We start from the raw sequence: 13,324 nt of genomic DNA, 5'->3' as shown, positions 1-13,324 counted from the left end.
CGGCCCGCTCGCCGTGGTGACCGGCGCGGCCGCTCAGAGCACTGCGGCGCCGAGCGCGATCGCTCCGAGCACCGCCAGCACGCCGAGCGCGAGGAACCCGTACTCCAGCCCCGCGCGCTCCCGCCCGTCCACCAGCACCTGCCGAGGGTCCGCCGGGTCGTAGCGGACCGGGACGAAGCCGCCGTCCGGCAGCGGATGGCGGGCGGTGGAGGGGACGGGGGAGAAGACCTCGACCACCCGGCCGTCCGCGGTCTCGAACTGGAGCAGCGGCCGCGGCGGCAGGGTGCGGTCCTCCGGGGCCAGGGCGCGCTCGCGCACCAGCGCCCGCACCGGGACGCCGACCCGGCGCAGCCGCCGCAGGTCGCGCAGGCCGACCGCCCCGGCGAGGTAGGCGACCACGCCGCCCAGCGCGCCGAACACCACCACGGCGAACCCGGCCGTACCGCCCATCGCCGCCTCCCTGTCCGCGAACCCGCCCCGGGCTCCAGTATCACGCGGACGAGGCGCTCTTGACGCCCCGGAATGGTCCAGTCCACCCTGGGCGACGGCATGTTCCTGTCACCACCGGCCCCCGTCGCCCCGGCCGGCCCCGACCACCGCAAGGAGCACCGTCCGTGACCAAGCGCCCCGCCGTCCCCGCCGTCCTCGCCGCGCTCGCCGTCCTCGCCCTCGGCGGCGCCGCCCCCGCGGCCGTGGCCGCCGACGCCGCCACGCCGACGGCGGTGGTCAGGGTCAGCACCGCCGAACAGCTCCGGAGCGCCCTCGCGGCCGCCGTGCCCGGCCGGACCATCCAACTCGCCGACGGCACCTACTCCGGCAACTTCAAGGCCACCGTCGCCGGTACCGCCACCGCCCGGATCACCCTCGTCGGCTCCGCGAAGGCCGTCCTCACCACCCCCACCGGCGGCGGCTACGGCCTGCACCTCGACGGAGCGAGCTACTGGACCGTCCAGGGGCTGACCGTCACCGGCGCCCAGAAGGGCATCATGGCCGACGCCGCGAACCACGTGGTGCTGGACGGCGTGACGGTCCACCACACCACCATGGAGGGCGTGCACTTCCGCAACTCCAGTGCGTACGGCACGCTGCGCGACTCGCGCGTCCACGACACCGGCCTGAGCCGGGACGGCAAGGGCGAGGGCGTCTACGTCGGCACCGCCAACACCCTCTCCGACCACAGCGACCACGTGCGGATCACCGGAAACACCTTCGGCCCGAACATCGGCGGCGAGAACGTCGACCTCAAGGAGGGCACCACCGGCGGCCTGGTCTCCGGCAACACCTTCGACGGCGACGGCCTCACCGGGCGCAACTACGACGACTCCTGGGTCGACGTGAAGGGCAACGACTACGTCATCGAGAACAACACCGGCCGCCGCACCACCGACGACGGCTACCAGACCCACAGCGTGCAGCCCGGCTGGGGCTGCGGCACCGTCTTCCGGGGCAACCGCTCCGACCTCACCGGCGCCACCGGCCCGGACCGGTACGCGATCGACGTGACCGGCTACGACGCGGCGAGGTGCAAGGTCACCATCGGCGCGGGCAACACCGTCACCGGGGGCCGGGGCCTGGTGAACCCCGGCGTCCCGGTGGGCTGAGCCCGCGACGGCGCGCCGAGCACCTCCCGCCGACCGCCGACCGCGGCCCGCCGGCTACAGCGCGTCGAGCGGCACGTCCGGGTCGGCCAGCGCCCCGGCGTCCACCACCCGCCCCGAGCGGACCAGTTCGCGGATCGGGTCGGTGACGTCCCAGACGTTGACGTTCATCCCCGCGAGCACCCGGCCGCCGGACAGCCAGAACGCGATGAACTCGCGGGTGGCCGGGTCGCCGCGGAACACCACCCGGTCGTAGCCGTCCGGCTCGACGTAGCCGACGTACTCCATCCCGAGGTCGTACTGGTCAGTCGAGTAGACAGCCAGGCATGCTGCCTGACCTGCCCGTTTGTTCGATATGGGAGACTCGACCAATGCACCGCACAGCCCCGATGCCCGACATGGAAGAGGTCGACCTCTACCTGCGCAAGTCCAAGAAGATCCGCACGGAGGACCCGCGCGATCTTCTGTCCGTGCAGACCCAGGAGGAACTGGGCCGCGCGTGGGCGGCCAAGAACGGGAAGAGGGTCCGGGAAGTCTGGGTGGACAACCTGTCGGCGTGGTCGGACGTGACGCGGCCCGAGTTCGACAAGGCTGTGTCCGCGGTGCTGGCCGGAGAGGTGCCGATCTTGTGGTGCGCGTTCCTGGACCGCTTCACCCGCAAGGGGGCGGACGAGATCGTGCCCATCCTCGGCAAGGCCAGGGTGATCTTCGACTACGAGGGTCTGGACAGCTCGATCGAGCGCGATCGGCGGTGGATCATCGACAGGGCCGAGCAGGCGCGCGAGTTCTCGCAGCGTCTGAGCTTCAACCTGACCGCCACCAAGGCCACGCAACGCAATGCGGGGAAGTGGCTCGGCAGGCTGCCCTACGGCTTTGAGCTGGACGGGCCGGACACTCGGAAGCTCAAGAACAGTGCGGACACATGGCGCTACGTGGAGCACGTCTTCGAGTCCGTCGCCTTGGGCGTGCCCGCCCGCATGCTGGGGCGCGCACTCAACTCCGGGCGGTCTCCGATCCCGTCGCCTGGCGGCGGGGAGTGGCAAGCGTCCACCATCTCGAAGATGATCTGGCACCCGGTGTACGAGGGATGGCAGGTGAGCGTGGCGCAGGGGGCCGTCACTGGCGAGGACGCGGTCTACCGGCATCCTGTCACCGGCGAGCGCATCAGCGTGCTGGCTGAGGGCGCCACGCCGATAGCACCGGAGATCGTCCGGAAGGCGCGCGCGGCTCTGCGAGGGCACCTGAGGTACGAGGAGCAGCCGAGTAGCAAGAAGTACCACCTTCTGACCGACCTCGCACGGTGCCGGGGTTGTAAGGGTGCCGCCAGTGGTGGGCGGAGTCACGTGTGCGCGAGGCATGGGGCGGGGAAGTTCTGCCCGGACCCGGTGAGCGTCACGCGGACGACGCTGGAAAAACACGTGACGCTGGCGTGGTTCGACCGCATGAACGCCGGAGACGAGACCGATCCTCTTCTGTGGATCGCCGCGGAGCGTTACGCGGGCCTGCAGAACCCGGAGACGGCAGAGGAGCTGGCCGACGCCCTGGCTGCTCAGAAGACGGCCGAGCAGCGTGTGCAGCGCATCGCGGAGCAGCAGGCGGCGGGCATGTACGACCCGCCGTTCGATGTCCACCTGCCTCGCATCCAGGCCGAGGCGCGCGTAGCCCTCCAGACGGCCCTGGACCGCGTGGCCGCGCTCGCCCCGAAGAAGCTCGACATCGGGTGGCTACTGGAACATGAACAGATCAGCGAGGCGTGGGAGAACGCGGACCACGCACTACGGCGGGACCTGCTCCGATTGGTCATCCGGCGCCTGGTCGTCGCCAGGGGCACGCGGGGAGACAATCGGTTCGACCCGACCCGCGTGGAAATCCACTGGCTTGATCAGCCGGACCCGTGGGCACCCGCGGAGCCTTCGTCGTCCGCAGCCTGATAGAGCACCCCATAGCGTGAACAAGGCGCACGTTCAACGGATCAAGGTCCGCTGGGCGTGCTGCCTTTCGCCTGTACTCCACTGGCTGGACGAGCCAGTCTCCTGAGCGTCCCAGGCTGAAGTCCTGTTTCTAGCCGGAGCCCGACGGGTCAAGTAATCAAGGGGCGACGAAACTGGCTCGGGTCAGGAAGATTGGCGACATTCTCGTTGTCGGACCTCACAGCCGTTATGAACGCAGAACCGACCTACCAGAGAAGCGCGGCCTCACCAAGCTGCTGTTTCCGTGGATCATCCGGGGCTCCTGCTCCACGGACTCTCGGAGGTCTCGTTGTTCTTCGCGGTGTCGGCCGGCGCTTCTTCTGTCCGTGGCAGGGGTGCTTGTGGAAACCGAAGTTCGGGCCGTGTCGTTGGGCGATTCCACGCGAGTGGGCCTGCCGGTGAACCGGCAGCGCTGGACCACGGTTGGCGAGTCTCCATGTCGTCACGGGAAGAGGCGGCGGCGTTGGCAGGGTTGCTCGGCGGCGATGTGAGGACGGGGCGGTCCGGGAGTGAGTGGATCACCCGCCGGGACCGTTTCGAGATCACACTCGACGGGCCGCAGTCCCTGGACTTCAGGATGGTCACGCGGGGGCGGCAAGGGGAGCACGTCTGTGACGGAGTCCGACACCTGCGGCCGGCCACGATCGCGGGAGAAGCTTGTGGCTGCCCGCCCACCTGGAGTCAGCGTCGTGCGGCATCCAGGGCCGGCCGCGGGCCGAAACCGGAGATCACCTTGCGGTTCCGCCTGGTCGAGGCACCAGAGGCCGGACCATTCGGCATGCTCTCGTCCTCCTGGGTGCTGACGGAGGACATCGACACAGTGCTTGGGCGCCTGGACGGAACGAACGGGCCGGTGACCGCAGGCCTGAGCATCGATCGGCGGTCGTTCATTACGCCGGCCGGTATCGAAGTCGTGGGCCAGCGTCCGAGGCTTCGCCTGCTGAGTTCTGTCCCCTGACCTTCCATGTATGTCCGGGAGTTGCCTTCCTGGTCGGCGGCTAGGCGCGAGGTTTCGCGTCCGAGGGGGAGACTTCGGAGGAGCCCGGGTCCACTGGGGAGTTTTCGAGCACCTCTCGACCAGTGGCGAGGGCGTCCTCCAGTCGGTCGCGGACGGGCTTGGGCAAGGCGGAGGAGCCCAGCGCGCAGATGGCGAGCGCCTTTTCGAGTTCGACCGTCCGGCTCGGTTCCAGGCGATCGCGGACACCGGGGTGGGTGAGAAGCTCGCGCAGTGCGTAGCCGTCGCCCGTTCTACCGGCTCGACTGGACAGCTGCTTGATCAGGTTTCGGGCGGCGGGGGTGTCCGGGTCGGTGGCGTCGATGGCGGTCAGGGCGAGGCGGGTGGTGAAGGCGGCTAGGCCTTCGTCCGGTTCGAAGGCGAGGCAATGGCCGATCGCGGTCTCGGCGGCGTGCCGGTTGCCGGGGCGGCACAGGGCGGTGAGGGCAGCGGTGACGGCGTCCTCCCACGGCTCGCCCGGCTCGGTGGCGGTCAGCAGGGCGAGGGCGTCGGGAAGATTGTCGCTGGTCGCTGAGGCGAGGACGGCGACCTGGCGGCCGTCGAGGATGCGGCGGCCGATGCCACGGTGCTCCTCGATGTGGTGCAGGGCGTCCGTCCAGCGGCCGGCGGAGGCGAGGGCACGGGCGCCGTCGGCGATGACGACGCGCCACAGCCACTGGCGGACTTCGTGGCGTTGTTCATCGGTTTCGGTGAGATGGGCGGGAACGGTGATGCCGTCGAGGATGGTCTCGGTGGCGGTGGTGACGGCGTGGTAGACGTCGAGGAGGAGTTGGTGGCCGCGTTGGTGGTGGCCGGCGCGGATGTGGAGGCGGGCGAGGTTGACGATCGGTTCCAGGCCGCGGATGGCGCTCATCGCGGGGAGTGGGCCGCGAGTGAGGTAGAGGGCGGCGTGCCGGTGACACAGGGCGCGGGCGTAGTCGGGCAGGTCGAGGTCGGAGGCGAGGAGGGCTGCCTGGTTGAAGACGGTGGATGCGAGGCCCGGGTCGTTCTGCCGGAAGGCCGTGTCGGCCAGCTCGCAGAGCCGGCCGACACGGGCGGTCAGCGGCAGGCACGCGGGCCGGTGGCGGGCGACCAGCGGGAAGCGCTGCGCGATCGGTCCGGTCGGGTGCACGGCCGCTACTCCCAGGTGACGGTGATCGGGTGGTGGGGGCGGTTCAGGACGAAGCGGCCGGCGCTCGGGTCCGCGGTGGTGGGGCCGTCCGGGAGTTCGAAGCTCGGCTTCCGGTCTCGGAAGCCGGCGTTCCAGGTACGGATCTCCTCGGCCACGAGGTCGGCGAGCAGTTCGCCGGAGGGGCCGTGGCCGATGACGCCGGTCTCGTAGGCCTTGCGGCCGTCGGCGTCGGGCTTGCCGGGGCGCAGGGTGAGGTAGGCGAGGGAGTCGGAGTGGACGGTGGCCATGGAGCCCCAGCCGAACATGGGGGCGATGCCGCGTGCACGGGCGTCGCCGGTCACGCTCATCCGCATCAGGGAGTTGGGGCAGCGCAGGGCCAGCCACAGGTCCTGGTACTCGTAGGTGGTGCCGGCGGGGATGGTGACGCCGGTCCAGACGTCGTGGCGCTCCGTGTCGAGAACGCCGAGCAGCAGGCCGGCATCGACCGCGTCGTGCTGGTCCTTGTGGACCTGGAGGGTGACGTCGCCCTGGTGGGTGAGGGTGACGTTGCGGCGGGCGTCGTCCATGCTGCCGCGCAGCGGCATGAAGACGGCGAGCTGATCGTCGACCGACACCCAGCCGCTCTCGCCGCGTTCGAAGGCGATGGTGCGCGAGGCGGTGCCGCGCAGGCGCAGCGGCAGGACGATTCGCCCGGTGGGCTTGACCTGCTCCAGCCAGGCGGTGGGCATCTCGCTGGTGCTCACGGTGGCGATGACCCGGTCGAACGGCGAACCGTCGGGGTGGCCGAGCGCGCCGTCGCCAAGGACCGCTTCGACGTTGGTGATCCCGGCGTCGGCGAGGTGCTTTCGGGTGCCGTCGACGAGGTCCGCGTCCACATCCACGGCCGTCACGTGCCCGTCCAGACCGACGATGGTGGCCATGTAGGCGGCGTTGACGCCGGTGCCCGCGCCGGCCTCGAAAATCCGCTCGCCGGGCTGGGCGCCGAGCTGTTCGAGCATGAGGGCGACGATCGCGGGTTGGGAGGCGGCGCTGATCTGCGTGCCGGAGCCGTCGGCCTTGGTGTAGGTGGGGTTGTCCGCGTACGCGGTCTCCAGCGGGAAGCCGGGCAGGAAGTGCTCGCGGGGCACGGTGCGGAAGGCGTCCTCGACCGCAGGGGTGCGGATGGCGCCCTGGGCGCCCAGCCGGTCGGTGAGGGCGGCGCGCAGCTCCTCAGCGGTTGGGGCGGAGGAAGCGTTGTCGCTGCTGAGCGTAGTCATGTAGGTGACCTTAGTAGTGGTGCGGATGGTGGGCATCGAGGGCGCGGGGCCCTCGTCGGAGTAGAAGACGGCGTCCAACGCCCGTGCGGCCATGGCGGTTTGGTGGTCGAGCGGCAGGCCGGCGCGGTTGGCGTGGAAGAGGAGGTTGTGCGCGAGGACCGCTCGCAGCCCGCGGGCGAGGCGGCCGCCGCGAGAGAGGCGGGCGAGGTCCTGCCCGGCCTGCTCGAAGGCGTGGACCCAGCCGCCGTGGTGGGCGAGCGGGGTGGCGTCGCGGGTGAGCGCCCGGGTGTCGAGGCGCATCAGATGTCGCATCGCTCCGGTCAGGGTGGCCCGCCGGTTGGGGATCACGGGCTTCGGGGCGTCGCGGAGTATCGCGAACTGGGCCCAGACGTCGCCCTGTTCGTACCAGTCGAGTCCGGCGGCGCGGAGCATGGCGGAGACGAGGACGACGACGGTCTCGGTCCGGCCGAGTGCGGGCGGGTTGGGCTCGGCGGCCCGGGCCAGCAGGTGCCGGCTGTCGGTATGGAAGAGCCGGTGGGAGATCTCCAGGGCCTCGGCGCCGCCGAACGCCTCGGTCTCGGGCTCGTAGATCACGGTGGCCCAGCCCGTGAGGAGTTCCTCCTCGACGAGGCTGTCCAGGAGCGCGGTGACGACGGGGACGGGGGTGGCGGCGCGGTAGCGCAGCCGCAGCCCCTTCTTGCGCATGTACCACCAGCCGTCCAGTTCGCTGTTGCGCTGGGCGAAGGCGAGCGCGGGGGCCAGGTAATGCGCGGCGGTCTGTTCGACGGCGGCGGGGTCGGGGAAGGTCAGGTCGTGCTGGATCCAGGCGGTGGTCATCGAAGGGGTCCTCGGGTCAGGCAGTCAGGAGACAGGCGTCCCAGCGGGTCGCCGGTGTGCTGCCGGTCGCGGGAGCGAGCAGGGTGAGGGCGGTGCCGGCGGCGCCCTCCAGGAGGGCGGGCCCCGTCGTGGCGAGGAGGCGGTGGGCTTGCTCGTCGGGGTCGGTGTGGGGAGGGTGGACGGTGTCGAGGAGCAGAGCGGTGGCAGGGCGTAGGAGGGCCGCGCTGCTCGGGAGGGCGTCGGCGGCGGTGCGGTGGGCGATGTGAGCGAGCCCGGCGTAGCCGTGGCAGGCCGACAGATCGGTGGTCGCCGCGAGTGCCTTTGGGTCGACCAGTGCTGCGGCGAGGGCGTGCTCGGCGTTGTGGCGCAGGCGGGGGTCGCCGATGGCGAGGGCGGCGAGCTGTTGGGCGCGTGCGAGGCCTGCGGTGCCGTAGCACCAGCTCGGGCGCTGTGGCGCCAGCGGCCTGCGGTCGGGGTCTGTCAGGTGCGCGCGTGTGATCCAGTAGGGCCAGGCGTGGCCGTCGCGCCAGCGCTCCAGCCAGGCCAGGATGGTGCGGATCGCCTCGTGCTGGCCGTCCACCTCGACGCCGCGGCGCAGTGCGAGGGCGAGCAGGGCGAGGGGTCCGGCGATGCCGTGTGCGAGTCCGGTGTTGGCATGCCCGCTGGGGAATCGATCGGCGTCCGGCTTGCCGGACGGGCCGGTGGGAGTCCACCAGCCGGGCAGGGCCTCGCCGTTGTGCTCGACATCGTCGGCCAGGCGGGCCAGGCAGCGCAGAACTCGGTGGATCGCCTCACCCCCCGGGTCACGGCGGAGCAGTACCACGCCGATGCCGGTCAGGCCGCGGATGGCGTCGAACTCGGCGAGCATCGGCAGGTCGCCACGGTCGATCCGGGCGAGAGCGTCGTCGCAGCGTCGCACCGCGTCGGCCGCAACGGTCCGGTCGAGATGGGCGAGGGCTTGCCGGTACGAACCGACCCGGGCCTGCGCGGCGCAGGCGAGGGCGTGCGCGAGCGCCGGCGCGCCGTAGTACAGGTAGCTGTCGGCGCCGCTCGTCACCGGGGTCCTGGCGGCGACGGACAGCCAGGCGCGGACCGGCTCCCATGGGCCTCGTCCGGTGGCGGCGCGTTCGATGTGGAGCAGGGCGATGCCCGGGGCGCCGTGGGCGAGTGACTGGCGCCACTGTGGGCGTGAGGACCAGGAGGACGGCACGGCCTCGGGGTCGGTGAGCAGTTCGGCGATCCGGTCGGACAGCAGCAGGGCGGGGTGCGGGGTGGTCACCGGTCACCGTCCCGGGAGAGGCGGCCCAGGGCGGCGGCGCGCGCCAGGTAGAGGGCCTGGGCCTCGTCGTCGAAGTCGATGCGGTGAGCGCGGACGAAGCCGCAGTGCAGGAGGGAGCCGAGGACGTCGTCCGCCTGCATGCCTTCGGTGTGCGGTCCGGGGAAGAAGTGGCGGTAGGCGTCGAGCGCTCGGTGACGCGCGTGCCAGGCCTCCACGATCGCGGCCCCGCTGGGTTCGGCACGCAGGGCTGCCCAGTCGTGAGCCGGGTCGGCCAGCCGTACGGCCTCGCGGAACACCGGCCTGGGCACGGTGGCTGGTGCCTGGGCGGGGACGTTGTCGACGAGCCAGTGCAGCCCGGCTGTGGTCGACCCGATGAACCCTGCCGTGATGGCGACCGCATGGGCGGCGAGTATGGCCTGTCGGTGGGGCAGCGCGGGTTGGGAGAACTGGGCGAGGACGGCGGCGGAGTCCGCGCGGAAGACCTCCTCCGCTGCGGCCCAAGCGGGTCCTTCGCCCCACCGGCCAATCTCCGTGTACGAGGTGGGGTACACGACCTCCGCGAGCAGCCCGGCCTGGTGGAGCTCGGCGGTCCAGGCGCTGACCACGGCGGCTGTGGGGCCGTAGGCACCCGGGTCGGGCAGGGCGATGCGCAGCCGCAGGTGGTGGCGTGGGTTGCGGAAGCGGACGAACCACCACTTCGGGTGCCCGAGGCGGGTGAGGAGGTCGGGCAGGTGGCGGGCGAGAACGGTGTTCTGGCGTTCCAGGTCGCCGTAGAGCGAGGCGAGGAGCATACGGGAGGTGCCTGGTGCTTCGCCGTGGCTCCGTTTCAAGATCCGGGCCGGGGTGGGCTTCGGCAGGCGCGGCCATGCCGGTGCGCGGGTGGCGGTGACCGGGATGACGATCTCGTGGGCTCGGCCGCCTGCCCAGCCGAGATTGGCGGGCTCAGGCTCCTCGACCAGGACCGCGTGCGGGGCGGAGCGGAGGTGGTCGCGTAGCAGGGCCCGGTGGCCGGGGTGGTCGAGGTCGAGCGGCAGGCCCTGGCTGTCGGCGGCCAGCATCACGTGTCGCGGGGCTCGGCGCCGCTCCGCCCACGACGTGAGGGCCTCATCCCACCGTCGCTGCGAGGCGTCCCCGGAAGGAAGTTCGGCGGCGGTGAGGCGCCAGATGGCGGGGGAGAGGATGACCCGCCGGTGCCGCAGCCGAGGCCGAAAGGGCAGTGCGTGGAGCGAGCCCCAGTCGAAGCGGGTGACCTGCGCGGCCTGGGCGTGGGACAGTTCGGTGATCAGCCTGGCAAGCGGCGGGGTGTGGTGGCGCAGGTTCAGGGCGTGGGTGGCGGCGGCCTCGATCCTCACACCGAGTACCGGTGCCGCCAGGTACATTCGCTGCCCGTCGCAGCCGACCACCAGGTCCTCGGGGCCGAGGACGCCTTCGGTGGTGGGGCGGTGCTCGGCGAGGCTGATCACCAGCTGGCCGGTGGGCACGCTGCGGGCGACGTGCCCGGTGGACGCGTCCAGCGGGGGGAACGACAGCTGAGCGGTCACGGTGTGCTCGTCCATCGTCGGCAGGTTCGTGAGCAGTTCGGTGAACGCCGCTCGGTGCTCGGGTTCGAGGAGGTGGAGGAAGCGACCGATGCAGACGCCGGCCGCTCGGGACGCCGACACCACCTCCAGCTGGAAGTCCCCGCGGTCGAGTGCCTGTGGGGAGCGGGCGTGGACGTGGGCGACGATTTCCACGTGCGGCGGCAGCCGGGGCTCGGTCGGGCCCAGGTCGAGCGCGGCGAGCAGCGCCTCGTCGAGGACGATCTCGCGCTCGCCGTCGAGCGCAGCTCGCTGAGCGAGGGCAGCGAGCAACTCGTCGCGCTCGTCGAAGCGCGGCTTCTCTGCGGGCCGGGCGCCGGGGTAGCCGTCGGGCCAGCCGATTCCGCTGTCGGCCACTATGTCGAGCAGCGGGACCAGGGTGCCGCGGCCGTAGCGCTCGTAGAAGCGCTGGTGGTAGGCCCGCCATGCTGCTGTGCCGTTGGGCGAGGAACTGAGCCGGGCCAGCAGGTGGGCGGCTCGGGCAGCCTCGTCAGCCACCGAGTGGGGGACAACCAGGTCGGCGTCCAGTCGAAGGTCAACGGCGGCCACCGGCGGACGGCTGGCGGCGGTCCGAAGGTCCGTCAGGATCTCGGCTGCCTCGGGGAGGTGGTCGGCGCTGATCTTCGACAAGACCGTGAGGAGGTGTCCGAGCGGGGCGGGGTCGGTCGCCGGAGCGTGCAGGTTCGTGATGAGTACACGCTGGGCGACAAGCTCGGACAGGATGCCGGTGACCTGTTCGGCCGATGCGGCGGGGAACTCGGTGTGGACGTGCTCGGCCAGGTCCCGGAAGCGGAGTGGGACGCGCGCGGCGGCGAGGGCGAAGGAGACGGGGCGGGTGTGACGCAGGGTTGTTTCGGCCGCGGCCGTGCTGCCGTCGGCCCGGGGGACCGGTCGGTGGGGGACGACGAGGCGCTCGCCCCGCACCTGGACGGCGTTGTTCGCCCGCACGTCCAGGAGCGCCAACACGGCGGGGCAGCGTTCCAGCAGGCCGACAGTCTGCGCGAGCAAGGACTCCGAGATGCTGGTGACAACATGGTGCCCGTCGCCCCAGCGCACGTCGCAGGACGGTCCGAACGATGCCGCCTGCACACCCGCGAAGCGCCCGAATGGGGTGGCGCGGCCGGCCGCGCGCAGGAGATAGCGGGCGGTGGAGATCGCGGCACGCCGCACTTCGCGCGGGGAGGGCTGCAGGTTGCCGAGCAACCGGGCGACGCGATCGGCGAGGGTTGGACTGGCCAGTTCGAGCGCCTGGGCGAGGCGCTCGTCGGCCCACAGGGCTCGCAGCCACTGTGCCTGCTGAAGGGTCCCGGCAGGACCGGTGGCCGAGAGGTCGGGCCAAGCCGGAACGGGTACGTCGGGGCGGGCGACGGCACGTACAAGCGCCGCGTCGGCAGCGCGGTAGGCGGCCGTGGAAGCGGGTGGGCGCATAGCTGCGAACCTCGGGCTTGGGAGTCGGGCGGGGCGGGTGGTTCCCCGGGAGTTGGTCCCGAGGAACCACCCGAGACGGTCAGTGCACGCCGGTGGTGCAGGCACCGCAGGTGGAGCCGCAGCCGTCGTCGGTGAGGACCTGCAGGCTGGCCGCGTCGGTGGTCTCGACGGTGCGCACATCGAGGTCGAACTCGTCGCCGGTGGCGACGGCCGTGGTGGCCTTGGTCTCGGCCGGGATGATCTGAGCCATGGTGGCTCCTCCTTGAGGGATTCCCTTGCGGGACCTGGAGCCGGGGCGCGGGTGCGCCCCGCGTCACCAGGAGTCGGTGGGGCGGCAGCGCCGCGTGTGGAAGGCCGGCTGCCATGCGAGGGAGGGCGGTCCGACGGAGGCCCCCGCGGGTTCGGAGTCCGCGTGCGGGGTCGAGAGGCTGGGCAGGGACCACGGCTGGGGGAAGCCGGGTCCGAGACCGAGCGCGTGGTGCGCCTCGCCCAGCGCGCGCAGTATCAGCCGCTCGCCCGAGAAGGCGGTGCGGCCGTGCAGCAGACGGTGGTTGTCCAGCACGACGCCCTGGCCGGGGGCCAGCCGTAGTCGGTGGGTGTTCCGGTCGATCGCCTGGCGCAGGGCGGGCAGACGCGCCTGGGCGTCGGGGGAGAACCGGGCCAGGCCGTCCTGGCGCAGCCGCAGCCGCCACCGCCCGGCGGGCAGCTGTTGGAGCACCGGGGCGAAGTGGCCGCTCGACCCGCCGAAGTAGGCGGCCCGGTCCGCGGAGAATGCCTCGATGGCCGCGGGGTGGTGCGCGGCCAGCTCGGCGAGGACGGCCAGGCCGTCGACCAACAGGCTCTCACCGCCGCTGTCGCCCGCCCGAGCGCACGCCAGCAGAAGCAGGCGGGGCGGATCCGGATGCTGCGCGCACTCGGTGTGCAGAGCCAGCGCGCCGTGCCCCAGGCCCTCGAAGCCCGGCCGTCCGCTGTGGTGGCCGGTGTCGCGGATGACGGTCAGCCCGTCGGGGTCGGCATCCCGGTGCTGCCAAAGCGAGGACATCAACCGGCCGGCCGCGAGAAGTACATCGTCGCGCCCGCCCAGCCTGGCGAGCCTCAGCAGCCCGTGCTCGCGCAGCACCTCACCGGCCCGCTCGCGCACCGCTCCGTCCAGTCCGTCCGTGGTGAACTCCTCGCCGCTGAGGCCATGGGTGTCGAATAACGGCATGGTGAAGCTCCCTCGTGGGACCGAGTGGGTGGGAGACGACACACTC

Annotated in this window: 10 protein-coding genes and 1 pseudogene; 3 read left to right on the top strand and 8 right to left on the bottom strand. The window is 71.9% G+C overall.

Annotated elements, in window-relative coordinates:
- Positions 1–33: 33 nt before the first annotated feature.
- Complete coding sequence (locus ACIQI7_RS22550) at positions 34–450, bottom strand: DUF3592 domain-containing protein (protein WP_401112757.1); 417 nt, start codon at positions 448–450, stop codon at positions 34–36.
- A 164-nt stretch (positions 451–614) separates the two neighbouring features.
- Here ACIQI7_RS22550 and ACIQI7_RS22545 point away from each other — a divergent pair, with 164 nt between their 5' ends.
- Positions 615–1,601, top strand: a complete 987-nt coding sequence (locus ACIQI7_RS22545; protein ID WP_401112755.1) for a right-handed parallel beta-helix repeat-containing protein — start codon at positions 615–617, stop codon at positions 1,599–1,601.
- Between the two features lie 54 nt (positions 1,602–1,655).
- Here ACIQI7_RS22545 and ACIQI7_RS22540 read toward each other — a convergent pair.
- Positions 1,656–1,913, bottom strand: a pseudogene (locus ACIQI7_RS22540) (oxidoreductase C-terminal domain-containing protein); the annotation flags it as partial.
- A gap of 56 nt (positions 1,914–1,969) precedes the next feature.
- Here ACIQI7_RS22540 and ACIQI7_RS22535 point away from each other — a divergent pair.
- The gene (locus ACIQI7_RS22535; RefSeq protein ID WP_401112754.1) at positions 1,970–3,529 is read left to right on the top strand and encodes a recombinase family protein; all 1,560 of its coding nucleotides are present in this window, start codon (positions 1,970–1,972) and stop codon (positions 3,527–3,529) included.
- 283 nt (positions 3,530–3,812) lie between these two features.
- Positions 3,813–4,526, top strand: coding sequence for a hypothetical protein (locus tag ACIQI7_RS22530; protein WP_401112752.1), 714 nt, complete (start codon positions 3,813–3,815; stop codon positions 4,524–4,526).
- 40 nt (positions 4,527–4,566) lie between these two features.
- Here the strand turns inward: ACIQI7_RS22530 and ACIQI7_RS22525 are convergent, their stop codons facing one another.
- The 6 genes from ACIQI7_RS22525 to ACIQI7_RS22500 form a co-directional block, all read right to left on the bottom strand.
- Entirely contained in the window at positions 4,567–5,694 is a 1,128-nt protein-coding gene (locus ACIQI7_RS22525; protein ID WP_401112751.1) for a hypothetical protein, read from the bottom strand.
- Positions 5,695–5,699: 5 nt separating this feature from the next.
- Positions 5,700–7,787, bottom strand: a complete 2,088-nt coding sequence (gene fxlM / locus ACIQI7_RS22520) for a methyltransferase, FxLD system (protein WP_401112750.1) — start codon at positions 7,785–7,787, stop codon at positions 5,700–5,702.
- A 16-nt stretch (positions 7,788–7,803) separates the two neighbouring features.
- Entirely contained in the window at positions 7,804–9,066 is a 1,263-nt protein-coding gene (locus tag ACIQI7_RS22515; RefSeq protein WP_401112748.1) for a lanthionine synthetase C family protein, read from the bottom strand.
- Positions 9,063–12,071 (bottom strand): lantibiotic dehydratase, encoded by a 3,009-nt coding sequence (locus ACIQI7_RS22510; RefSeq protein WP_401112746.1) that lies wholly within the window; start codon positions 12,069–12,071, stop codon positions 9,063–9,065. Before ACIQI7_RS22510 ends, ACIQI7_RS22515 begins: the two co-directional genes overlap by 4 nt.
- Before the next feature lie 79 nt (positions 12,072–12,150).
- A complete protein-coding gene (locus ACIQI7_RS22505; protein WP_401112744.1) occupies positions 12,151–12,321 on the bottom strand; it encodes an FxLD family lanthipeptide in 171 nt (56 codons plus the stop codon).
- Positions 12,322–12,384: 63 nt separating this feature from the next.
- Positions 12,385–13,278, bottom strand: a complete 894-nt coding sequence (locus ACIQI7_RS22500) for a TauD/TfdA family dioxygenase (protein ID WP_401112742.1) — start codon at positions 13,276–13,278, stop codon at positions 12,385–12,387.
- Positions 13,279–13,324: the final 46 nt, after the last annotated feature.

This window comes from Kitasatospora sp. NPDC092039 (assembly GCF_044756065.1).
Classification (GTDB): Bacteria; Actinomycetota; Actinomycetes; order Streptomycetales; family Streptomycetaceae; genus Kitasatospora.
The sequence above is the reverse complement of the archived record's forward strand: the minus strand, read 5'-3'. Positions and strand labels throughout refer to the sequence as shown.

Excerpts from the sequence above, each read along its gene's own strand:
- ACIQI7_RS22550 (WP_401112757.1), bottom strand. The coding sequence starts at position 450 with ATGGGCGGTACGGCCGGGTTCGCCGTGGTGGTGTTCGGCGCGCTGGGC.
- ACIQI7_RS22535 (WP_401112754.1), top strand. The coding sequence starts at position 1,970 with ATGCACCGCACAGCCCCGATGCCCGACATGGAAGAGGTCGACCTCTAC.
- fxlM (WP_401112750.1), bottom strand. The coding sequence starts at position 7,787 with ATGACCACCGCCTGGATCCAGCACGACCTGACCTTCCCCGACCCCGCC.
- ACIQI7_RS22510 (WP_401112746.1), bottom strand. The coding sequence starts at position 12,071 with ATGCGCCCACCCGCTTCCACGGCCGCCTACCGCGCTGCCGACGCGGCG.
- ACIQI7_RS22505 (WP_401112744.1), bottom strand. The coding sequence starts at position 12,321 with ATGGCTCAGATCATCCCGGCCGAGACCAAGGCCACCACGGCCGTCGCC.
- ACIQI7_RS22500 (WP_401112742.1), bottom strand. The coding sequence starts at position 13,278 with ATGCCGTTATTCGACACCCATGGCCTCAGCGGCGAGGAGTTCACCACG.